23 protein-coding genes are annotated in these 22,045 nt (G+C 63.6%); 8 read left to right on the plus strand and 15 right to left on the minus strand.

Annotated features, from left to right (window positions below; genetic code table 11):
- Nucleotides 1-77: 77 nt before the first annotated feature.
- The 6 genes from BLT09_RS08165 to BLT09_RS08195 form a co-directional block, all read right to left on the minus strand.
- Nucleotides 78-1,055 carry a GlxA family transcriptional regulator gene (locus tag BLT09_RS08165; RefSeq protein WP_091592039.1) on the minus strand — a complete coding sequence of 326 codons (978 nt, stop codon included), beginning with the start codon at nucleotides 1,053-1,055 and terminating at the stop codon, nucleotides 78-80.
- Nucleotides 1,056-1,407: 352 nt separating this feature from the next.
- Nucleotides 1,408-2,589, minus strand: coding sequence for a cystathionine gamma-synthase (locus BLT09_RS08175; RefSeq protein WP_091592043.1), 1,182 nt, complete (start codon nucleotides 2,587-2,589; stop codon nucleotides 1,408-1,410).
- On the minus strand, nucleotides 2,586-4,013 hold the full coding sequence (locus BLT09_RS08180) for a pyridoxal-phosphate dependent enzyme (protein ID WP_091592045.1): 1,428 nt from the start codon (nucleotides 4,011-4,013) through the stop codon (nucleotides 2,586-2,588). The genes BLT09_RS08175 and BLT09_RS08180 overlap by 4 nt, the downstream gene beginning before the upstream one ends.
- Before the next feature lie 180 nt (nucleotides 4,014-4,193).
- On the minus strand, nucleotides 4,194-5,543 hold the full coding sequence (locus tag BLT09_RS08185) for an FAD/NAD(P)-binding protein (RefSeq protein WP_091592046.1): 1,350 nt from the start codon (nucleotides 5,541-5,543) through the stop codon (nucleotides 4,194-4,196).
- 37 nt (nucleotides 5,544-5,580) lie between these two features.
- A complete protein-coding gene (locus BLT09_RS08190; protein WP_023802671.1) occupies nucleotides 5,581-6,033 on the minus strand; it encodes an RrF2 family transcriptional regulator in 453 nt (150 codons plus the stop codon).
- Between the two features lie 457 nt (nucleotides 6,034-6,490).
- Nucleotides 6,491-6,676: a hypothetical protein gene (locus BLT09_RS08195; RefSeq protein WP_023802672.1), complete on the minus strand. Its 186-nt coding sequence runs from the start codon at nucleotides 6,674-6,676 to the stop codon at nucleotides 6,491-6,493.
- A gap of 306 nt (nucleotides 6,677-6,982) precedes the next feature.
- Between BLT09_RS08195 and BLT09_RS08200 the strand changes: the two genes are divergently transcribed.
- The 3 genes from BLT09_RS08200 (at nucleotide 6,983) to BLT09_RS08210 (ending at nucleotide 9,662) form a co-directional block, all read left to right on the plus strand.
- Nucleotides 6,983-7,342, plus strand: a complete 360-nt coding sequence (locus tag BLT09_RS08200) for a septal ring lytic transglycosylase RlpA family protein (protein ID WP_091592438.1) — start codon at nucleotides 6,983-6,985, stop codon at nucleotides 7,340-7,342.
- A gap of 263 nt (nucleotides 7,343-7,605) precedes the next feature.
- Complete coding sequence (locus tag BLT09_RS08205; RefSeq protein WP_091592047.1) at nucleotides 7,606-8,883, plus strand: polyhydroxyalkanoate depolymerase; 1,278 nt, start codon at nucleotides 7,606-7,608, stop codon at nucleotides 8,881-8,883.
- Nucleotides 8,884-9,044: 161 nt separating this feature from the next.
- On the plus strand, nucleotides 9,045-9,662 hold the full coding sequence (locus tag BLT09_RS08210; RefSeq protein ID WP_091592049.1) for a transglutaminase-like cysteine peptidase: 618 nt from the start codon (nucleotides 9,045-9,047) through the stop codon (nucleotides 9,660-9,662).
- Between the two features lie 269 nt (nucleotides 9,663-9,931).
- Here the strand turns inward: BLT09_RS08210 and BLT09_RS08220 are convergent, their stop codons facing one another.
- Genes BLT09_RS08220 through BLT09_RS08235 form a run of 4 tightly spaced genes read right to left on the minus strand, consistent with a single transcriptional unit; the run spans nucleotide 9,932 to nucleotide 12,729 of the window.
- Nucleotides 9,932-10,297 carry a helix-turn-helix domain-containing protein gene (locus BLT09_RS08220; protein WP_023802676.1) on the minus strand — a complete coding sequence of 122 codons (366 nt, stop codon included), beginning with the start codon at nucleotides 10,295-10,297 and terminating at the stop codon, nucleotides 9,932-9,934.
- 42 nt (nucleotides 10,298-10,339) lie between these two features.
- On the minus strand, nucleotides 10,340-10,870 hold the full coding sequence (locus tag BLT09_RS08225) for a Smr/MutS family protein (protein WP_091592051.1): 531 nt from the start codon (nucleotides 10,868-10,870) through the stop codon (nucleotides 10,340-10,342).
- On the minus strand, nucleotides 10,867-12,003 hold the full coding sequence (gene mltA / locus BLT09_RS08230; RefSeq protein WP_091592053.1) for a murein transglycosylase A: 1,137 nt from the start codon (nucleotides 12,001-12,003) through the stop codon (nucleotides 10,867-10,869). Before mltA ends, BLT09_RS08225 begins: the two co-directional genes overlap by 4 nt.
- A 24-nt stretch (nucleotides 12,004-12,027) precedes the next feature.
- Nucleotides 12,028-12,729: a Tim44/TimA family putative adaptor protein gene (locus BLT09_RS08235; protein ID WP_091592055.1), complete on the minus strand. Its 702-nt coding sequence runs from the start codon at nucleotides 12,727-12,729 to the stop codon at nucleotides 12,028-12,030.
- A 199-nt stretch (nucleotides 12,730-12,928) separates the two neighbouring features.
- On the opposite strand from BLT09_RS08235, the gene BLT09_RS08240 reads away from it, so the two are divergent.
- Both BLT09_RS08240 and secB read left to right on the plus strand, forming a co-directional pair.
- Nucleotides 12,929-13,423, plus strand: a complete 495-nt coding sequence (locus BLT09_RS08240; protein WP_091592440.1) for an FxsA family protein — start codon at nucleotides 12,929-12,931, stop codon at nucleotides 13,421-13,423.
- Nucleotides 13,424-13,707: 284 nt separating this feature from the next.
- Entirely contained in the window at nucleotides 13,708-14,208 is a 501-nt protein-coding gene (secB, locus tag BLT09_RS08245) for a protein-export chaperone SecB (protein ID WP_091592057.1), read from the plus strand.
- A gap of 127 nt (nucleotides 14,209-14,335) precedes the next feature.
- Here secB and dnaQ read toward each other — a convergent pair whose 3' ends face one another.
- The 5 genes from dnaQ to BLT09_RS08270 form a co-directional block, all read right to left on the minus strand.
- On the minus strand, nucleotides 14,336-15,055 hold the full coding sequence (gene dnaQ / locus BLT09_RS08250; RefSeq protein ID WP_023802682.1) for a DNA polymerase III subunit epsilon: 720 nt from the start codon (nucleotides 15,053-15,055) through the stop codon (nucleotides 14,336-14,338).
- Nucleotides 15,056-15,141: 86 nt separating this feature from the next.
- Nucleotides 15,142-15,744 (minus strand): dephospho-CoA kinase, encoded by a 603-nt coding sequence (coaE, locus tag BLT09_RS08255; RefSeq protein ID WP_027153625.1) that lies wholly within the window; start codon nucleotides 15,742-15,744, stop codon nucleotides 15,142-15,144.
- 6 nt (nucleotides 15,745-15,750) lie between these two features.
- Nucleotides 15,751-16,593 (minus strand): shikimate dehydrogenase, encoded by an 843-nt coding sequence (locus BLT09_RS08260; RefSeq protein WP_091592058.1) that lies wholly within the window; start codon nucleotides 16,591-16,593, stop codon nucleotides 15,751-15,753.
- Nucleotides 16,586-17,185, minus strand: a complete 600-nt coding sequence (locus BLT09_RS08265) for a Maf-like protein (protein ID WP_091592060.1) — start codon at nucleotides 17,183-17,185, stop codon at nucleotides 16,586-16,588. The genes BLT09_RS08260 and BLT09_RS08265 overlap by 8 nt, the downstream gene beginning before the upstream one ends.
- A gap of 284 nt (nucleotides 17,186-17,469) precedes the next feature.
- On the minus strand, nucleotides 17,470-18,291 hold the full coding sequence (locus BLT09_RS08270) for a pyruvate, water dikinase regulatory protein (RefSeq protein ID WP_023802686.1): 822 nt from the start codon (nucleotides 18,289-18,291) through the stop codon (nucleotides 17,470-17,472).
- A gap of 403 nt (nucleotides 18,292-18,694) precedes the next feature.
- Here BLT09_RS08270 and hemE point away from each other — a divergent pair, with 403 nt between their 5' ends.
- The 3 genes from hemE (at nucleotide 18,695) to rho (ending at nucleotide 21,917) form a co-directional block, all read left to right on the plus strand.
- Nucleotides 18,695-19,723 carry a uroporphyrinogen decarboxylase gene (hemE, locus tag BLT09_RS08275; RefSeq protein WP_091592063.1) on the plus strand — a complete coding sequence of 343 codons (1,029 nt, stop codon included), beginning with the start codon at nucleotides 18,695-18,697 and terminating at the stop codon, nucleotides 19,721-19,723.
- Nucleotides 19,720-20,271 carry a protoporphyrinogen oxidase HemJ gene (hemJ, locus tag BLT09_RS08280; protein ID WP_091592065.1) on the plus strand — a complete coding sequence of 184 codons (552 nt, stop codon included), beginning with the start codon at nucleotides 19,720-19,722 and terminating at the stop codon, nucleotides 20,269-20,271. The genes hemE and hemJ overlap by 4 nt, the downstream gene beginning before the upstream one ends.
- A 380-nt stretch (nucleotides 20,272-20,651) precedes the next feature.
- Nucleotides 20,652-21,917, plus strand: a complete 1,266-nt coding sequence (gene rho / locus BLT09_RS08290; RefSeq protein WP_027153631.1) for a transcription termination factor Rho — start codon at nucleotides 20,652-20,654, stop codon at nucleotides 21,915-21,917.
- Nucleotides 21,918-22,045 lie beyond the last annotated feature (128 nt).

Genomic DNA, 22,045 nt, shown 5'->3' on the forward strand with positions numbered 1-22,045 from the left:
AATCTCCCCCCTAGAGGGGGAGATGGCCGGCAGGCCAGAGGGGGGTGGGCGGGAACGCGGCGCAGCTGGTTAGCGCCCTAATGCCTGCGCGCCACCTTCGGCGCATGCCCATGCTCTTCCCTGAACGCCCGGGCAAAGCTCGACATCGAAGCAAAACCGCAGGCCAGCGCCACGTCGCGCACCATCAGTGTCGAATGCGCCAAAAGGTCGGCAGCGCGCTTCAGCCGCAGGCGGCGGTAATAGCCGTTGGGCGAGATGCTGAGCTCGGAGCGAAAGTTTCGTTCGAGCTTGTCGGAGGAGACGCCGAGCTTTTCCGCCAGCGCCGCCATGCCGAGCCGCTCCTCGACCGCATCCTCCATGATGGCGATGGCCGCCAGCACCAGCTCGTTCTGGACGCCGGTGCGTAAGCGCAGCGGCATCAGCTTGCGGTCGACGCTGGAGCGCAGCGGGCTGTGCACGAACCATTCGGCGACGCCGGCCGCGAGTTCGGCGCCATAATCTGATGTGATGATCTCCAGCATCATGTCGAGGCTGCCGACGCCGCCGGCCGAGGTGAAGCGCTTGCGGTCGATGACATAGAGATCGCGCCTCAGCTCGATGTCCGGAAACGCCTCGGTGAACGCCGCCTGGCTGGTCCAGTGCAAGGTGCAGGCATGGCCGTCGAGCAGGCCGGCCCGCGCCAGGAAGAAGGCAGCATCCGCCACCGCGCCGATATGGGCGCCGCCGCGCAGGCTCCTGCGGATCCAGTTCACCGCGTCCTCAGCCACGAGATGATCGGCATCGCCGCCCGAGCAGACGACGATGCGGTCGACCTTCGGCGCATCGCCGGCGAAAAAGCCGGGCTGGATGACGACCCCGTTCGAGGCCGCGACTGGGCCCTCAGCGGCGCCGACGATGATCCAGCGGTAGCATTCTTTCTTGGCCAGCACGTTGGCCGCGCGCAACGGCTCGATCACCGAACTGAACGCCATCATCGGAAAGCCGGGGAAGACCAGGACCGCGAAGGTGAGCGGAGTGTCGGTGGCAATCGGTTGGTGGCGCTCGCGAATGGTCATGGCTTCAACCGGCCTGTCGGCAATTGCAGGAAGTTACAATTTCGCCAGATGCAGCGGAGGTCAACGGCTATCATACAGGTCCCAGAACAACCGCTTCAGGTTTGCGCTGCCCCTCATCCGCCTGCCGGCACCTTCTCCCCGTAAGCGGGGAGAAGCCCGCTGGCCGCAGCCTTTGCACCCTTTTCTGCAACGCTGAAAATTGGCGAAATCATCGACTAGAGCGTCTCTCTCCCCGTCCACGGGGAGAGGATGCCGGCAGGGCAGGTGAGGGGCAGCGCCGGCATCGATGATTGATCGCCTCAACATCGGTTGAACGGTTTTCGATGGCAGAAGCGAGTGCCCCAAGCTCCCTTCAACCCCCCAGCGCCTGATCCAGATCCGCGATCAAATCATCGCCGTCCTCGATCCCGGCCGACAACCGCACCAGCGAATCGGAAATCCCGATCGCAGCTCGCTTTCCCGCCGGGATCGAGCCGTGGGTCATCAGCGCCGGGTGCTCGATCAGGCTTTCGACGCCGCCGAGGCTTTCGGCCAGCGTGAACAGTTGCGTGTGCTCGAGGAAGCGTTTGGTGCCGGCGAGGTCGCGGTCGAGCTCGACCGTGATCATGCCGCCGAAGGCGTGCATCTGCTTTCTGGCGATGGCGTGCTGCGGATGGCTGGGGAGACCGGGATAGATGACGCGGCGGATGTCGGGACGGCTTTCCAGCCAGTGCGCGATCTTCTGGCCGTTCGACGAATGGCGCTCCATCCTCAGCGCCAGCGTCTTGAGGCCGCGCAGCGCCAGAAAACTGTCGAACGGTCCGGAAATGGCGCCGATGGCGTTCTGCAGGAATTTCAGCCGGTCGGCGAGATCCTTGTTGTCGCCGACCACGGCGACGCCGCCGACCATGTCGGAATGGCCGTTGAGGTATTTCGTCGTCGAATGCACCGATATGTCGATGCCGAGTTCCAGCGGCCGCTGCAGATAGGGGCTGCAAAAAGTGTTGTCGGCAACCGAGAGCACGCCTTTGCGCCTGGCCAGTGCCGCGACCGCTTCGAGATCGACGACGCGCAGCAGCGGATTCGTCGGCGTCTCGACCCAGAGCAGTTTGGTTTCCGGGCGGATCGCCGCTTCGACCGCGGCCAGATCGGTGAAGTCGACGAAGTCGACCTGCAAATTGGCCGAGCGCTTGCGCACCCGCTCCAGCAGCCGGAACGTGCCGCCATAGATATCATCGGTGGCAACGACATGGGCTCCGGAATCGAGCAGTTCGAAGATCGTGGCGATCGCCGCCAGCCCCGAGGCGAAAGCGAAGGCGGCTGCGCCGCTTTCGAGATCGGCCACCGCGCGCTCGAAGGCAAAGCGGGTCGGGTTCTGGCTGCGGGCATATTCAAAACCCTTGTGCACGCCCGGGCTCTGCTGGCCGTAGGTCGAGGTCGCATAGATCGGCACCATCACCGCGCCGGTCGTCGGGTCGTGGCTCTGGCCGCCATGGATGGTGCGCGTCGAGAAGGCCAGGCGGTTGCTGCCCGATACGGTGGCTTTGATGGTCATCTTGCGCGGCGCCTCAGATGGTTGATCAGGTCGATGCGGGTTATCAGGCCGATGAACTCGTCGCCGTCGAAGACGATGGCGACCTCGTTGCGGTCGAACACCGGCAGCAGCGCGTCCAGCGTCTGGCTGGCCTGCAGCGTGTGCAGATTGGAAGTCATCGCCGTGCGAACCGGGGCCTTGAAACGGTCCCAGCGGCTGTCATAGGGGCCTTCGACGTGGGCGAGGATATCGCTTTCGTCGACGATGCCGACCAGCTTGCCGTCGTCCAGCACCGGCAGCTGCGAGACATCCGAACGGCGCATGCGGCCATAGGCGTTGAGCAGGCTTTCGTCCGGGCCGACAGACACGATGTCGCCGGTGCGGTGCGTGCGCATCACCAGGTCGCGCAGATCGCCATGCTGCTCGTGCTCGGCGAGGCCCTGCTCGATCAGCCAGAAATCGTCGAACACTTTCGACAGATATTTGTTGCCGCTGTCGCAGACGAAGGTGACGACCCGCTTCGGCACGGTCTGCTCGCGGCAATAGCGCAGCGCTGTCGAAAGCAGCGTGCCGGACGACGAGCCGGCGAGAATGCCCTCCTTGGAAAGCAGGTCGCGCACCGCCAGCATGCTCTGCTTGTCGGTGATCGAGTAGGCCTTCTTGACCAGTGACAGATCGGCATTGGGCGGGACGAAATCCTCGCCGATGCCCTCCACCGTCCAGCTGCCGGCCTCTTGCATCTTGCCGGTCTTGATCAGGGGCGCCAGCACCGAACCGACCGGATCGGCGAGGATCATCTCGGTTTTCGGCGAGATTTTTGCGAAATAGCGGCCAAGCCCGGTCAGCGTGCCGCCCGAGCCGACGCCGACGACCACTGCATCGACGTCACCGTCGAGTTGCGAATAGATCTCCGGACCGGTCGTGGTTTCATGGGCGTCCGGATTGGCCGGATTGGCGAACTGGTTGGCATAGAAGGCGCCGGGCAGTTCGGCGGCGATCCTTTCGGCCATGTCCTGATAATATTCGGCGTGGCCCTTGCCGACATCGGAACGGGTCATGCGCACTTCGGCGCCGAGCGCCCGCAGATGCTGGATCTTTTCGCGCGACATCTTGTCGGGCACGACCAGGACGATGCGATAGCCCTTGGGGATGCCGACCTGGGCGAGGCCAAGGCCGGTGTTGCCGGCGGTCGCCTCGACAATGGTGCCGCCGCGCCTCAGCTTGCCCTGTTTTTCGGCGTCGGCGATCATCGACAGCGCAATGCGGTCCTTGATCGAGCCGCCGGGGTTCTGGCTTTCGAGCTTGATGAACAGCCGGCACTTGCCGATGTCGAATTTGGTCAGCTCGACAACCGGCGTTTGCCCGATCAGGTCGAGAACCGATGCATAGGGCGGACGCAGGCGGGACATTGCCCTGTCCGGGAGGGCGATCTTGTGCACGCTCATGCTGATGCTCCATGGTCAAGCGACCGCCTTGGGCAGGCTGTCAGCCTATCTTCTTTTCCAGCCGTTTGCAGTCTGAAAGAAGATAGATCGTGCCAATCCATTGGCCAGACGGGGAATGGGATTCCGGTGGGGCCTCCGTCACGCCAATCACGATAAGGTCGCGGGACAGGAGCGCCGACCTCACCCCAGCAACCGCTTCCCCAGCCTTGCACATTGCACGCGAATATCCGGTATGGCGTCGATCTCGAAGAAGGTGCCGCGGGTCAGTGGTCCGACCGCCAGGATCTTGGCCGAGACGGTGCCGTCGCTGGCGATGACCTCGCAATTGTCCGATACGTCGAGGCCAAGGCGCAGCGGATCCGGCCGGGCCAGCCCGCGGTCGACCAGCGACCGCACCACGCTGTTCGACGTTGTCGAGATGTCCCTGGCGATGCCGGTGCAATCGTAGATGCGGGCGACGTCGAACGTCTCGATGTTTTGCGTGTGGCGCGACTGGACCTGCACGCTGAATTCGTCGCCCGCCGTGATGCCGACGACGCGCCCGGCGACAAGCCGGATGCGGCCCGACTGCACCGCCTTGGTGACACGGGCATAGACTTCCGGCGCCATGCGATGGCGGTGGATGTCCCACCACGCCTTGGTGTGCTCGACAAAGCGGCGCTTGGCCGAAGACGGCCAGTTCTGCCAGATCTTCTGGTTGAACGGCCTGAGACCGTCGACGACGTCGCGCCAGTCGGTGCCGGCCTTCTGGTTTTCCCGGATCAGGTCGCGAAACCAGCCGACGAAATAGGAGAGCTGGGTGCCGAGCGGAATGTCGGCGACGTCGAGCTTGATCGGATTGCCCTTGCGATGCGGCGAAGGCAGCAGGCCGCGCCGTGACACCGCAATAATCTCGCCGCGATGGCCGCGTTGTTCGAGCGACAGGAAGGCATCGACCATGCTCAACCCCGTGCCCAGCACCAGGACCCGGGCTTTCCCGTCGAGCCCGGTGTCGGCCTCCGATCCCATCCTGATCGCATGGCCGTGGCCGGCACCTGGCTCCTCGTCATGTCCGGTCGCCAGCACGGCAAGGTGGGCGACGACGCTGGTACCGTTGGCCAGCGCCACCTCGACCCCGGACCCGGTCGGCGAGATCGACAGGCTCTCCTCGCGGATCAGGCGAAGACGCCCCGTCTCGCGGGCCTCGAGCTCGTCCAGCAGTTCCTTCAGATAGCGGGCGTAGACGCTGCGCGGTGCGTAGACCGGCGCCTGCTCTGGCGTTGCCAGGCCGCGCTCAAGCAGCCAGCGCCAGAAATTGCCGGGGTCGTCGGCATGGGCGCTCATGCCGGCCGCGCTGACATTCAGCACATGCGCCGACAGCAGCGTGGAATAGGCGATGCCCTGGCCGAAATGCGGGCGCTTTTCAATCAGCGTGACACGCAGATCGGGATTGGGCGACTTCAACAGATGCGCGGCAAGGACGACGCCGCTGGCGCCGCCGCCGACGATAATGATCGAACTTGGGACAATCGAATTTGCGCGGCCGGTCATGCGCGCACCAATTGCCTGAGGAGCCGTCCGTTCCGGCTCAGGCCTGGATTTTCAACGCAGCCGAAAGGTCGTCGTCGCCGGCGATATCGCGCATCTCGGCGAGGCTGCGCTGATCCAGCACCTCGGCGATCGCTTGCCGGACCTCCAGCATCAGATGTCGGACTTGGCATGTCGCCTCGTTGCAGTCTTCACAGCGCTGATACCGGGTGCGGCTGGCGCAGGGAATTGGGGCAAGCGGCCCGTCGAGCACGCGCACGACGTGGCCGATCTTGATTTCATCCGCCGGCCGCGCCAGGCGGTAACCGCCCTCCTTGCCCTTGCGGCTCTGGACAAAACCGGCATTGCGCAGTTCGCCGAGGATGGCGTCGAGAAATTTCTTCGGGATGTTGTTTCCGGCGGCGATATCGCCGACGAAGGCGAGCTGACCAACCGGCAGCCGCGCCAGATGGACGAGCGCCTTGAGGCCGTACTTGCCCTTTTTTGTGAGCATAGACCGAACGTTTCTCTGTCATGCGATGGCGAAGGGCCACCGGTTGCGAATCGCCTGGCGTGCGTCCCCACCGCGTCCGCGTCCAGGCTTTCAAGACACATAAATTCTAGTGACATGATATACAAGACGGCACCATTGATTTTGTTTGATTTTCAAGCCGCTGCGACGACTTGCCGGACGTTCTTTCCTCCTGAAGCCGCGAGGCACGACAATGGCGACAGCCGGCGCTCGGCACTCATGCGGGTGATCGCCGCGATATGGACATCACTCATCGTTCTCCAATTCCTGTAATGTCGATAAGACTACTATACTTAGCCGCGATACAGGAACCGGTTTTCAAATCGTCGGCCATTCGCAGCATTCATTTGCCGAAGCTGCGCGCAAAACAGGAAATGCGTGTTTGCGGCGGGCCGCGCATTCGCTGATCGACCGAAACGCCGCCAGGGCCGTTCGAGTGTCAGGGGAGCGAACGGTTCGCCCACACCAGGCCGCCCAGGCCAACCAGCGCGGTGACGATGCCGATATAGAGCCATTGCGACTGGCCGGTCATGAAGCTGCCGCCGACGAGGCCGATGCCCTGCAGCGACCACAGCGCACCGATGGCGAGCACAATCAGCGCCAGCAGATTTTTGATCAATCTCATCGTCGGAATTCCTTTCCCAAGTCGATCGCCAATTCCGCTATGACCGCGATGGCAAGGCGAAAGGAAGCGACCCGATCGCTGTCACATCTACTTGCATAATAAAGCCGGGGTCTTGCCGGAAAAGCCCCGGTGCTGGTGCGAAGACCACCAGACATACATCGGCGCAATCCCGACATTCCATGACAGACTGTTTCGCGCCGACTCCAAACGTGTACTATTGTCATGGAACCGCCAGACGACTGCCGCATTTGGTGCCACATTCCATCCGTAACGGCCGGGTCTGTCAAACGGAGCCCCTTGCCGCAGATGAAGAAACCCAACCGGACCGCGCTTGCCGCGGCGGCGATAGCGGCTGGCCTGATGGTCGGCGCATCCACCTCCCCTGCCGCCGCACAATGCGGCCGCGCCTCCTGGTACGCGCTGACCTCGAAGACCGCTTCCGGCGAGCGGATGAACCCGTCGGCGCTGACCGCCGCGCACCGCACCTTGCCGTTTGGCACCAGGCTGAAGGTCACCAACCGCAAAAACGGCCGCAGCGTCGTCGTGCGCATCAACGACCGCGGCCCGTTTATCAAGGGTCGCGTGATCGACCTGTCGAAGGGCGCCGCGGGGCGGCTCGGCTTCATCAGCTCAGGCCATGCTGCTGTGTGCACCGACCGCGTGTGAATGGCCGCGCCGCTTCGCGGCCAGGCGGATGAGGGCAGCGCAAACCTGAAGCGATTGCCCTTGCTCTCTCCGGCACTTTCGCAGTTGCACAATAAGCCGGCTGCCGCCGTTCAAAACCGATTTTCAACGCCTTAGACAAAAGTATAAGCATAAATCAATTCAATTGACGTATTGCATCGCAGCAGTTTGTTGTTAACCTTTGCGCGAGAGATTCAAGGCTCGGCACTGCTGTCGTCCCTTCGGTCGCAGCAGCGGGGTTCTCGATGTTCTACCAGCTCTACGAATTGAACCACGCCGCCGTGCAGCCGGCCCGCGTCTATGCCGATGCGGTGCGGATGTTCTACACCAATCCGCTCAATCCGTTTGCGCACACCTCTTGGGGCCGCTCGGTCGCGGCGACGGCCGAATTGTTCGAGCGCACGACGCGCCGCTACAGCAAGCCGCAGTTCGGCCTGACCAGGACCGTCGTCGACTGGAAAAGCGTCGATGTCACCGAAAAGACGGTGTGGTCGCGGCCGTTCTGCAATCTGCTCCGTTTCGAGCGGGCGGTTCCCGCCGGCCGCCGGCCTGATCCGAAGCTGCTGATCGTGGCGCCGATGTCCGGCCACTATGCGACGTTGCTGCGCGGCACGGTCGAGGCGATGCTGCCGCATGCCGACGTTCACATCACCGACTGGGTCGACGCCCGCATGGTGCCGCTCAGCGAGGGCAGCTTCGACCTCGACGACTATATCGACTACATCGTCGACATGCTGCATGCGCTGGGCCCCGACACCCATGTCATGGCGGTGTGCCAGCCTTCGGTCCCGGTGCTGGCGGCGGTGGCGCTGATGGAAACGCGGGGCGACCCGTTCGTTCCCTCGACGATGACGCTGATGGGCGGGCCGATCGACACCCGCCGCAATCCGACCGCGGTCAACCTTCTGGCCGAGGAAAAGGGCACCGGCTGGTTCCGCGACAACGTCACCATGCAGGCGCCGTGGCCGGTGCCGGGCTTCGGCCGCGAGGTCTATCCCGGCTTCCTGCAGCTTTCGGGCTTCATGAGCATGAATCTCGACCGCCACATCATCGCCCACAAGGACTTCTTCATGCACCTGGTGAAGCATGACGGCGACAGTGCCGAGAAGCACCGCGACTTCTACGACGAATATATGGCGGTGATGGATCTGACAGCGGAGTTCTACCTGCAGACGGTCGACACCGTGTTCGTACGCCATGCTCTGCCCAAGGGCGAAATGATGCATCGCGGCGTCGCCATCGATCCCGCCGATATCCGCAATGTTGCGCTGTTCACGGTCGAGGGCGAGAACGACGACATTTCCGGCCTCGGCCAGACCCAGGCCGCGCACGACCTCTGCATCAACATCCCCGCGGACAGGCACGCCCACTACATGCAGCCGGCGGTCGGCCATTACGGCGTCTTCAACGGCTCGCGCTTCCGCTCCGAAATCGTGCCGCGCATCGTCGACTTCATCACCAGCTATGGCCGCCAGACCCGCGTTGCGGTGAGGCCGAAGCTGGTTCGCACCGCCAAAAAGTAAATATGTCCCGGATGGCAGCCGCCGTTCAAGTCGACCTGTTGCACAATAGCCGCGCTTTCGGCGGCGCGGGTAACCATATCGCAAAACTGGCCGTTGGTATAATTGACAGGGACTGTAGATCGCCCTTAACGTTTCATTAACAACAAGGGACGAGGGGGACAATGATTTCCTCACCAATGGCGAGAGGGCTGCGCGTGTGCGCCCTGTTAGGGCTGGCACTTGCGACAGGCTGGTCTACGGCGGCTTCGGCAGCCGGACCAATGGCAACCGGCGGCCCGACATCGCAGCCGATCGGCCATTACGATTTCTGCAAGACCAGTCCGGCCGAATGCTCGATCCACCCGGGCAATCTCGCCCCCGCCACCATGACAGGCGCGCTCTGGCGCAAGATTCTCAGCGTCAACGCCAGGGTCAACAACGCCGTCAAGCCGATAAGCGACATCGATATTTACGGCAAGGACGAGGTCTGGGCCTACCCCGTCAGGGGCGTTGGCGACTGTGAGGACTATGTCCTGGAAAAGCGCCGCGAATTGAACCGCTTGGGCGTGTCCTACGCCAATCTTCTGATGACCGTCGTGCGCAAGCCTGACGGCGAGGGCCATGCCGTGCTGACCGTGCGCACGAGCAAGGGCGACTACGTCCTCGACAATCTCGACGGAAAGGTCCGCTCATGGGACCGGACCGGCTACCGCTTCCTCAAGCGGCAGGCGATCGACAATACCGGTCGCTGGGTGTCGATCCGTGATGGCCAGCCGGTTCTGGTCGGCGCGGTCCAGTAAGGTTTTTGCAAGCGACCACTGGATCGCTGCGTTTCGCGTTACCTGTTCCAGGCGTTTGCGCTGCCCCTCACCTGCCTGCCGGTATCCTCTCCCCGTATAGGGACGGGGAGAGGGGTGCTGTCATTGACGATTTCGCCAATCGCCGGCGTTGCAGGCCACGTTCGCGATCAGCCGCTTTCTCCCCGTTTACGGGGAGAAATGCCCGGCAGGGCAATGAGGGGCGGCGCCAACATCGACAATTGATCGCCTCCACACGAGTCGGGCAAACCCTACGTCCGCCCCAGCGCGGCGCGGATCGATGCGGTGATGCGGCGAAGCTCCGCCTCGTCTAGTTTTTCGATGTTTTCGGCCAGGACATTGGCAAGCTCGGTGGCGGCGGGGCTGAGGCCCGACGTGTCGAGTTTTACCCGCGGGTGCGAGGTCTCGGCCAGCCGCGCCAGTTCTTCGGCATCGTCCCAGATGACATTGAAATAGCCGATGATCTTCTGGATCAGCGTCCAGGTCGGCGCGCCGCGGCGGCCGTGCTCCAGCGCCGACAGATAGGCGGCGCTGACGCCGATCGCCCTGGCCATGGCCTTTTGGCTGACGCCGCGTTCGCTCCGCAGGGCGCGAAGCTTTTCGCCGAACGGGGTCACAAGTCCATCCTCGTCGGGTGCACCCTCATGCGCGCATCCGCATCAGCGCGTGCGCCGCAGGCGGATATAGAGCGCGCCCGAGCCGCCATGCTTGCGGGCGGCGTGGTCGTGGCTGGAGACCAGCGGTCTGAATGCGGGTGTCGACAGCCAGGCCGGCACGGCGCGCCGCAAGATGCCGTCGCCGCCGGACGAGGAGCCCTTGCCGGTGATCACCAGCACATAGCGGATGCCGCCGGCATGCGCCCGGTGCAGGAAGGAGAACAAAAGCGAATAGGCTTCGTCCTGGCTCAGGCCGTGCAGATCGACGCGGCCTTCGATCGGCAGCCGGCCCTTCGACAGTTTTTCCAGCGTCGGCTCGTCGAGCGCATGCGAAACATGCTGCGTCCTGGCTTTCGTGGCCGCAGCAGGAGCCATCGCCTGGTCACGCAGCGGTGGCTTGGTATCATCAGCGATGTCCGGGCCAATATCCGGGATGTCGACGGCGGCCTTGCCCTTCAGCGGCTTGGCGGTGCGCGCCACCAGGTTCCACAGGACCCGATCGTCCTCGCTCAGCCTGTCGATGCGCCGGGTCATCGCCCCGCTCCCGGCACAAGCCGACGCGGGATCAGCGCGTAGAAATCGGCGGGGTTGCGGACAACGCCGGCGATCTCGCCGGCCGCATCTCCCGTACCAGTGAACAAATCGCCACGAGCCTGGCCGGTGATCGCCGAGCCGGTGTCCTGCGCGATCATCAGCCGCCGGAACGGCTTGTTGTCGAAAGCGGCCAGCGACGGCCCATCGATGTAGAACGGCGTGCCGAATGTATGCAGCAGACGGTCGACAGCGACGGAGCGGCCCGGCGTCAGCGGCACCTTTGCGGCAGCGATCGGCCCGAGTTCCGGGTCGTCGGCCGCCGCCGCCTCGCTGGCGGAAATCTCGCGGAAAAAAATATAGGAGCGGTTGCGCCACAGGATCTCGTCGATGCGTTGCGGATGCGCCTTGAACCAGGCGCGGACCGACTGCATGGTCACCGCTTCCAGCGGGATTTCGCCTAGCTCACTCAGGATCTTGCCCGGTCCGGCAAAGCGCTGGCCGGATTTGGCGGCATAGGTGACGCGGCAAAGCCGGCCGTCGGTCATGGTGAGCCGCGCAGAACCCTGTACGTGGATGAAGAAGGCATCGACCTTGTCGGCGAGCCAGGCGATTTCCAAACCCTTGCCAGCCAAACCCTTGACGAGCGCGCCGCGCTCGATCTCGCCGCGGTCGAAATACTCGACCGGTCCGTCCGGCGTGGCGCGGCCGAAGGCGAGATAGGGATCCATACCGACCGGCCGGTTGGCGTCGTCGATGTCGACGAGATCGGCCGGACGTGACAGCAGCGGCACCGTAAATCGTTCGGTTCGCACCGGCGAAGCGTCGACCACCGGTTCATAGAAGCCGGTGACGAGGCCGGCGCCGCCGCTTTCCGCCGCTATGTGCGCCGGGATGAAATGCCTCTCGAAGAAGGCGCGGGCTTCGCGCCGGTCGGTTGGCGACACGGTGCGGGCTGCAGCATAGGCCTCGGTGAAGGCATTGAAGTCGACACCGAGCCCGCCGGAGCGATAGGGTTTCGCCAGGACATGAAAAGCCGAACGCCGGAAAGCGGCGAACGCAGCCAGATGGTCGTCCTTGTCCCAGCCGGGCAGATCGTCAAAGGATTTTTCGCGGAACGCCTGAGAAAGCGACACGACAGACCCCGCCGTGGTCCGGGCTCAGTCTTCTTCTTCGGTGGCGACGAGCTTCCAGTTCGGGTCGCGCGAGCGCGTATCGCGGGCGAAGGTCCAGACGTCCTTGACCTCGGCGACGGTTTCGGGATCGCCGTCGATGACGGCGCCGGCCTTGTCGCGCGTTGCCGAAATCAGTTCGCTGACGATGCGCAGCGTGATATGCGCCTCGCTGCCCTTCATCTCGGCGGAAACGATGTCGGCCTTGTCGATGCCGACGAAGGAGGACTGGATCTTTTCCGACTTCGCCTCGCGGTCGCCGATCGCCGCGACAAAGCCGTCATAGACCTCGCGCGACAACAGGTTCTTCAGCGTCTTGCGATCGCCATCGGCATAGGCCATGACGATCATCTCATAGGCCATCTTGGCGCCGTCGACGAAGGTCTTGGGGTCGAATGCCGGATCATTGTCCTTGATCCCGCGCAGGCCCTTGTTGAGATCGGTGTCAGGCTTGGCGAAGGCGTCGATCGCCGCATAGGCGTCGATTGCCGGCTCTCCCGGCGCTCGCTTGCGCGGCAGCGAGACCACATTCTCGGGTTTTTGGGCGTCGTCGCGGGTGCGGCCCGCCGTATAGGGATCGAACGGCGGCCGCTCGCTGCCGGTGCGGCGGCCGAGCACATTGCGCAGCTGGAAAAAGATCACAACCGCCGCAACCAGAAAGAAAATCGTGCCGAAGTCGAAGAATCCCATATCTTCCGCCAATCAATCCCTACTCCGGCCGGACCGCCCGGCCAGGCAATGGCTGCGGTCGCATAGCGTTCAACATCCAAAGCATATAGAACGCAAGCTGCAATCATTCAAATTAAAGGCAGCCATACCTATCTAAAAGGTTCAGTGCCAGCGGCGATTGCCCGCCTGCCGGCAAAACATCGAAACGATCGGTCAAGATTTGCGCATTTCGCTGCTTCCCCTGTTCATCCTCGCGCTTCCGCTGCTGGAGATCGCCGGTTTCGTCGTTGTCGGCCGCCAGGTCGGCGCCCTGGCGACGGTCGGCCTGGTGCTGGCTTCGAGCATCGCCGGCGCGCTGTTGTTGCGATACCAGGGGTTCGGCGTCATGTCCCGGGTCCGTGCCGAAATGGACGCCGGACGTGATCCAAGCCGTCAGCTCGCGCATGGCGCCATGATCGTGCTGGCGGCGATCCTGCTCATCATTCCCGGCTTCATCACTGACATTTTAGGCATTCTGCTGCTGCTGCCGCCGGTCCGCGACCTCGCCTGGCGCCGGCTGAAAGGCCGCATCGTGATGGCCACCAGTTTCGGCACCGGCGGATTCCGGGCCCGGCAACGCGACAAGACCATCGACCTCGACGACAGCGACTATTCGCGCGGCGACGAGCACGGCCCCGATCCCAATTCCCCCTGGCGCCGCCTCAAGGACGAGTAGATCGCCTCGAGGACGAGTAGCCCGGCGCAGCTCTCCCTTCTCCCCTTGTGGGAGAAGGTGGCCTCGCGAAGCGAGGTCGGATGAGGGGTGTTCCAGCTTGGCACCGACGGCGATCCTTCCAACACCCCTCAACCGTCTTGGCGCTGCGCGCCAATCCACCTTCTCCCACAAGGGGAGAAGGGAAAGCAAAGCGCGCAAACCTTGTCTTGTCATGCCGGCCATGGTAGCGAACGCCCGATTTCAATCCGGTCAGCAACGCTGCCGAGGCAAAAGGACAAAGGCTTATGGCCAGCAAAGACGACGCGCCGACCGGCGCGGTCAGTGGCAACGGCGACGCGACGCAGCCTTCGCTCAACGTGCTTGCCCAATATGTGAAGGACCTTTCCTTCGAAAGCCCCGGCGCGCCGAACTCGCTGCGCGGCCGCGACAAGGCTCCCGGCATCGCCATCAACGTCAATGTCAACGCCAACCCGCTTTCGGATAAGCAGTTCGACGTCAATCTGACGCTGAACGCCAAGGCGTCCTTCGACAAGGAAGTGCTGTTCAACGTCGAGCTGGTCTATGGCGGTGTGTTCGCCATCAGCGGCTTCCCGCAGGAGCACATGCTGCCGCTGCTGTTCATCGAATGCCCGCGGCTGCTGTTCCCGTTCGCCAGGCAGATCATCGCCGAGGCGACGCGCAATGGCGGCTTCCCGCCGCTGATGCTCGATCCGATCGATTTCGCGCAGATGTTCCAGCAGAAGCTGGCCGAGGACCAGGCCGCCAGCAAGGTCAAGGCGAGCTGAGGCGAGTGCTCGGTGACGTTTGAAAAACCCGGCCTCGCGCCGGGTTTTTCTTTGGGATGCGGCGGGACAGCGAAGGATCGCTACGGGTCGGCTGATCCTGAACGCCCCTGCCGCTCCGCCAAAATCGCTATGCCGCAGAACTCGCTTCCCGGGCGACGCGCAGCCAGAGCGCCTTTTCGCCTAATGTGCCGACCATGCTCGCGTGCGCGGCGCGCTCTGCTTCGGTCAGGCGAGACGGCAGCGCTATCGGCCGCGCACCGATGCTGATGTCGATGTCGTCGACGTTTCTCCTGCCGCCGGCCGGCGCCGTGGCGCTGTCGAGGATGAGCGCCGCCTGCTTGCCGCCGATGAGCTCGATATAGACCTCGGCCAGCAATTCCGAATCGAGCAACGCGCCGTGCTTGGTGCGGCGGGCATTGTCGATGCCGTAGCGCCGGCACAGCGCGTCCAGCGAATTGGGCCCCATCGGATGCTTGCGGCGCGCCAGCGCCAGCGTGTCGACGACAAGTCCGGGGTCAACGACCGGGTGGCCAAGCCGGCCGAATTCGACATTGAGGAAAGCGATGTCGAAAGTCGCATTGTGGGCGACCAGCTTGGCGCCGTCGATGAAGGCAAGGAACTCCTCGGCGATGTCGCTGAAGGTCGGCTTGCCCATCAGGTCGGCGGCGCTGATGCCATGAACGGCCTGTGCCTCGGCATGGATCGATCGTCCCTGCGGATTGATATAGTGGTGGAAGGTGCGGCCGGTCGGGAAACGGTTGACCAGCTCGATGCAGCCAAGCTCGATGACGCGGTCGTCGCGGAAATCGAGGCCGGTGGTTTCCGTATCGAAGATGATCTCGCGCATCGAATCAGTCCGTTGGGTCCGGCGTTAGTCCAGCCGAATCATGATGGGAACAAATTGGCAACATATTACGCCGGGCGCAAGCGCCGTTAAGCAGGCTTGCCGGCTTTATCCCCGACCAGTTTCGCGACGATCGCATTGACCGCCGCGCGCGCCGCATCAAAACCTTGTCCGGTGTCGATGACGAAATCGGCGCGCTCACGCTTTTCGGCGTCGGGAACCTGCCTGGCCAGGATCGACGCCAGTTTCTCCTCGCTCATGCCCGGCCGCGCCAGCACGCGGGCGCGCTGGATGTCGGGCGACGCGGTGACGACCACGACCTTGTCGACACGGTCGCGGCCGCCGGTTTCGAACAGCAGCGGGATGTCGAGAACGACAAGCGGCGCGCCGGCGGCCCGGTGTCTGGCCAGGAAAGCGTCGGCGTCGGCGCGGACCAGTGGGTGGATGATCGCTTCCAGCCGTTTCAGTGCAGCTGCATCACCGAGCACCCGCTCGGCCAGCCTCGTGCGATCGACGGAGCCGGATTTCGCCGTTCCGGGAAACGCCGCCTCGACCAGCGGAGCCGCCTTGCCGGCGTAGAGGCGATGCACCGCCTCGTCCGAATCGTGGACAGGCACGCCGGCCTCGGCAAACATCCTGGCCGTCGTCGACTTGCCCATGCCGATCGATCCGGTGAGGCCGAGCACGATCATGTTTTTTTACTCCCTGGCGCCGAGATCGGCGACGATCATCTGCCGCAATTCGGCAGTGACCTCAGGCCTGATGCCGAACCAGCGCTCGAAGCCGGGCACCGCCTGGTGCAGCAGCATGCCGAGCCCGTCGACGGCTTTCAGGCCGCGCGCCTTGGCGGCGGCCAGCAACGGCGTTTCCAGCGGCACATAGACAATGTCGGTGACGATGGCATGGTCCGGCAGTCTGGCCGGATCGGCGGACAGGCCTTCATTGCCATGCATGCCAAGCGCTGACGTGTTGACCAGCAGGCCGGCATCGACAAGCAGCTCGCGGGTCGCCGCCGTGCCGTGGGCCGAGACCCCGGCGCCGAAGCGGTGGCGCAGCTCCTCGGCTCGGGCGAGCGTCCGGTTGACGATGCGGATGTCACTGATGCCGCGCTGCTTGAGCGCATGGATGACCGCGCGGGCGGCGCCGCCGGCGCCAAGCACCACCGCTGGGCCGTTTGCGGCCCAGCCCGTCGCATGCTCGTCGAGATTGGCGGAAAAGCCATGGGCGTCGGTGTTGCCGCCGCACAAAATTCCGCCCTCGAGCCAAAGCGTGTTGACGGCGCCGATCTGTTCGGCCGCGTCGTCGCGGCGCGCCGCCAGCGCGAAGGCGGCCTCCTTGTGCGGGATGGTGACGTTGCCGCCACGATAGCCATTCGCCTCGAGTGTTTCGACGAATTCGGCAAAAGCCTCCGGCGCAACGTCGATCGCCCGGTAGCTACCGTCGATGCCGTATTTCGCCAGCCAGTAGCCGTGGATCTTCGGCGACCGCGAATGCGCAACCGGATGACCGGTGACGAAGGCCTTTTTCGCGGCCTCAGCCATCGATGGCTCCGAACTCGCGCAGCTTGGCCAGGACAGGCAGAAGCGGCAGGCCGACAATGGTGAAATAGTCGCCCTCTACTCTTTCGAACAGCTGGATGCCCTCGCCTTCGATCTGGTACGCGCCGACGCTGGACAGCGCCTTGGCGCCGACCCGCGCCAGATGGCGGCCGATGAAGGCCGGATCGAGCTTTCGCATGGTCAGGCTGGCGACGCCGACATGCCGCCACAGAACTGCGCCGTCGCGAGCCAGCACTACGGCGCTGTTGAGTTGATGGGTCCTGCCCGACAGCGCCAGGAGATGGCGGCGGGCGGCTTCCATGTCGGCCGGCTTATGAAACACTTCGTCGCCGAGCGACAGCGTCTGGTCGCAGCCGAGCACCAGGGCGCCCGGCTTTCGCTCGCTGACCTCGGCGGCCTTGGCCTCGGCCAGCACCAGTGCGACGTCCTCGGGCGAGATACCGCTGCCCTGCAAGGGCGCTTCGAGCGCGCGCTCGTCGACTGCCGCCGGAACCGCCTCGACCGCCACGCCGGCATGGACAAGCAACGCCTTGCGGAACGGGCTGCCCGAGGCAAGGATGATTTTTTCGGCCATTTTTATCGCCTAAGGTTGGTTGAGATTCAGGTGATGCCTGCCTGCATACGGCGATTTCTGCGCTTCTGGTCTTAACACCAATTGTCTATCTCGGCGCTGCCCCTCATCGCCCTGCCGGGCACTTCTCCCCGTATAGTGACGGGGAGAAGGAGCTGGCCGCAACGATGGCGACCCCCTCTCCCCGTCACTATACGGGGAGAGGGTAAGGGTGAGGGGCAGCGCAAACGCCGAACCAGAGATGGGCGCGCAAGCAACCGCTAGGCATCATCTGAATATCCCACGCCCTAGCGCGTCTTTCCGCGCAGGGCAACGATCGCCGCCGCCGTCTCCTCGATCGAGCGGCGGCTGACGTCGATCATCGGCCAGCCGTGCCGGGTGCAGATCTGGCGGGCGTAGGCGAGTTCCTCGCTGATCGCCGCGCGGTCGACATAGTCGGTCGGCTCGTAGGCACTGGTGTTGCCGAGGATGCGGTTCTGGCGCACCTGCGAGATGCGCTCGGCGGTGGCGATCAGCCCGACGATCAGCGGCTTCGTGGCGTTGACCAGGCTTTCCGGCACCGGCACGCCGATCACGATCGGGATGTTGGCGGTCTTGATGCCGCGATTGGCGAGATAGATGCTGGTCGGCGTCTTCGAGGTGCGCGAAATGCCGACCAGCACAATGTCGGCATCATCCATATTGGCCGGCAGCTGGCCGTCATCATGCTCCATGGTGAAGTTGAGCGCATCGATGCGGCGGAAATATTCGGCGTCCAGCACATGCTGGGCGCCGACGCGGCGGCCGGCCGGCGTGCCGAGATAGGACTGGAACACGGTCAGCACCGGTTCCAGCACGGAGACGCAAGGCAGGCCCATGGCGGCGCAGCGTTCGTCGATGCCGCGGGCGAGCTTCTGGTCGACGACCGTATAAAGGATGATGCCCGGCTCCTCCTCGATGTCCTCGAACACTTTCGTCACCTGCTTTTCGGTGCGGATCAGCGGGTAGATATGCTCGATGGCGCGCGCATCCTTGTATTGCGCCGAAGCCGCGCGCCCGGCCGCCAGCAGCGTTTCACCGGTGGCATCGGAAATCAGGTGAAGGTGAAAGAAGCTCTGGGGTTTGTTCACAGGGGTACGTTCCAAGCTGTGGGCCGATGTGGATAAGGTCGGTCGGAAAGATCGGCCGGTTCGGGGCGACTGTATCAGATGCCGGTTTGTCCACAATTCGATGCGCTGCCGGCTTCGTCGGGCGGCTGGGGACAAGTCCGGGGACGGGCTTTTTCGACTCGGTCTCATCCACAGGGTCATTTTCTCCAGGCGGGCGGTAACGCATTGTTCCCAGTCGGCAATTTCCAACTGTCCCCAAACTCCTCCTATCCGGCAAAAGAAGCACGCGACAATATGCTGGCTGGCCTTTTCCGGGGCAAGGCGGGACAGCAGACAACCACCGATACCAACAGACTCTTAGAATCATAAGATTCCTAGAAATAGAATATTTAATTATAGAGAAGCCTGGAGAGGCGAGCGCTGAATGCCTGAAAACCGCATCATGCTGGACGTGTTGAAGGGCAAGGCTCTGTCTCCGCCGCCGCTCTGGATGATGCGTCAGGCCGGCCGCTATCTGCCGGAATATCGCGAGACACGCAGGCGGGCCGGATCGTTCCTCGATCTTTGCTATAATCCCGATCTTGCCGTGGAAGTGACACTGCAACCGATCGAGCGTTTCGGCTTCGATGCTTCGATCCTGTTTTCCGATATCCTTGTCGTGCCGCATGCGCTGGGCCGCGACGTGCGCTTCGAGGAGGGCCGTGGGCCGCTGTTGACGCCGATCTCGGCGACGGAGATTGCAGCTCTCGACGGCGAAACGTTTCACGTGAATCTCGAACCGGTCTATGAGACGGTCAGGCGATTGCGGACAAAACTGCCGGATCAAACGACGCTGATCGGCTTCTGCGGCGCGCCGTGGACGGTGGCGACCTATATGATCGCCGGCCACGGCACCTCGGACCAGGCGCCAGCACGGCTGTTTGCCTATCGCGAGCCGGCGGCTTTCCTGCAATTGCTGAAAGTGCTTGCCGATCACTCGGCTGCCTATCTGATCCGACAGATCGAAGCCGGCGCCGATGTGGTGCAGATATTTGACTCGTGGTCCGGCGTGCTCGACGAAGTTTCTTTCGAGGCGTTTTGCGTCAGGCCGGTGGCGGAGATCGTCAGGCAGGTCCGGGCCGTCCATCCCGACATTCCGATCATCGGCTTTCCCAAGGGCGCCGGCGCCCATTACCGCAGCTATCGCCAAAAAACCGGCGTGACCGGGCTGGGGCTCGACTGGACCGTGCCGTTGACTACGGCGAAGGAACTGCAGCGCGACGGCGCCGTGCAGGGCAATCTCGATCCGTTGCGGCTGGTGGCCGGCGGCAAGGCGCTTTCTGACGGCGTTGACGCGATCCTGAAAGCACTGGGCGATCGGCCGCTGATCTTCAATCTCGGCCACGGCATCACGCCGGAGACGCCGATCGCGCATGTCGAGGCGATGGTGAAACTGGTGCGGGCACATCGATGACCGACACGAACACGACCAGCAGGAAGGCGGACAGCAGCGGGGCGGGCGCGATGCGTCGAGCGGCGATCGCCATCGTCATCTTCCTCGTCCTGGCGACGCTGCTGTTCCTGTTCGGGCCGGATGATTTCTATCCCTGGGCGAAGGCGATCCATGTCATCGCCGTCATCTCCTGGATGGCGGGCATGCTCTATCTGCCGCGGCTGCTGGTCTATCATGCCGATGCGGAAAAAGGCTCCGTCCAGTCGGAGACCTTCAAGGTGATGGAGCGCCGGCTGCTAGGCGGCATCATCAATCCGGCCATGATCATCACCTGGGCGTTCGGCCTCTGGCTGGCCTGGAAAGGCTTTGGTTTTCAGGGTGGCTGGCTGCATGCCAAGATCGCCGCGGTGCTCGGGCTCTCGGCGGTTCATGGCTATCTGGCCGGCGCGGTACGCAGATTCGCCGAGGACCGCAACGAAAAGCCGGCTCGGCACTGGCGGCTCGTCAATGAGATCCCCACATTGCTGATGATCGTCATCGTCGTGCTGGTCATCGTGAAGCCGTTTTGACGATTTGTGTCTGTTTCGGGCGTTTGCGCTGCCCCTCACCTGCCTGCCGGCATCCTCTCCCCGTATAGTGACGGGGAGAGGGGCGCTGTGATTGATGGCTTCGCCAATATCCAGGGTTGCAGTATGTGCGCCAAGATTGCGGCCAAGCCCCTTCTCCCCGTCACTATACGGGGGGAAGGTCCCGGCAGGGGGTTGAGGGGCGGTGCCGAGATTCGCAATTGATCGCTTCCAAGCGGCTTGCTCTTTCGGTCGACCAACGATAAAAGACGGGTCTTCCTTCCCGTCATGCGCCGCCCCATTCATCGCTTCGGCCGCGCCCGGCATTTGTCGCATCCCGCCGATATTTTCCCCATACTTACTCACTCAGAGTCCGTCTAATGATGCAAGAAATGAAACTCACAGAGTTCAAGAACAAGAAACCGCCAGAGCTGATCGCTTATGCCGAATCGCTCGAGGTCGAGAACGCCAGTGTCATGCGCAAGCAGGAACTGATGTTCGCGATCCTGAAGCGGCTGGCGACCCAGGATATCGAGATCATCGGTGACGGCGTCGTCGAAGTGCTGCAGGACGGGTTTGGCTTCCTGCGCTCGGCCAATGCCAATTACCTGCCGGGTCCGGACGATATCTACATCTCGCCGTCGCAGATCCGCCGGTTCTCGCTGAAGACCGGCGACACCGTCGAAGGCCCGATCCGCAGCCCGAAGGAGGGCGAGCGCTATTTCGCCCTGCTCAAGGTCAACACGATCAATTTCGATGACCCGGAAAAGATCCGCCACAAGATCCATTTCGACAATCTGACGCCGCTTTACCCGACCTCGCGGCTGAAGATGGAAATGGACGTTCCGACCTCGAAAGACATCTCGGCCCGCGTCATCGACCTGGTGGCGCCGCTCGGCAAGGGCCAGCGCGCCCTGATCGTGGCGCAGCCGCGCACCGGCAAGACGGTGCTGTTGCAGAACATCGCCCATTCGATCACCACCAATCATCCCGAATGCTACCTGATCGTGCTGTTGATCGACGAGCGGCCGGAAGAAGTCACTGACATGCAGCGATCGGTGAAGGGCGAGGTCGTCTCCTCGACCTTCGACGAGCCGGCGGTGCGCCACGTCCAGGTCGCCGAAATGGTGATCGAGAAGGCCAAGCGCCTTGTCGAGCACGGGCGCGACGTTGTCATCCTGCTGGATTCGATCACCCGCCTCGGCCGCGCCTACAACACCGTGGTGCCGTCATCCGGCAAGGTGCTGACCGGCGGTGTCGACGCCAATGCGCTGCAGCGGCCGAAGCGCTTCTTCGGCGCCGCCCGCAACATCGAGGAAGGCGGCTCGCTGACCATCATCGCCACCGCGCTGATCGACACCGGCAGCCGCATGGACGAGGTCATCTTCGAAGAGTTCAAGGGCACCGGCAACTCGGAAATCGTGCTCGACCGCAAGGTGGCGGACAAGCGCATCTATCCGGCCATGGACATCCTCAAGTCCGGCACCCGCAAGGAAGATCTTTTGGTCGCCCGCCAGGACCTGCAAAAAATCTTCGTGCTGCGCCGCATCCTGGCGCCGATGGGCACGACCGACGCCATCGAGTTCCTCATCGACAAGCTCAAGCAGACCAAGACCAACGCGGATTTCTTCGATTCGATGAATACGTAAGGTTGGCGCCTCTTGCCTTCTCCCCCGGTGGGAGAAGGTGGATCGGCGCGCAGCGCCGAGACGGAAGAGGGGTGCTGGACGGAATGCGGCGGTGCCAAGCTGGAGCACCCCTCATCCGCCCGAACTGT

Origin of the sequence: Mesorhizobium muleiense (assembly GCF_900099905.1) — a bacterium.
GTDB classification, from domain to species: Bacteria; Pseudomonadota; Alphaproteobacteria; order Rhizobiales; family Rhizobiaceae; genus Mesorhizobium; species Mesorhizobium muleiense.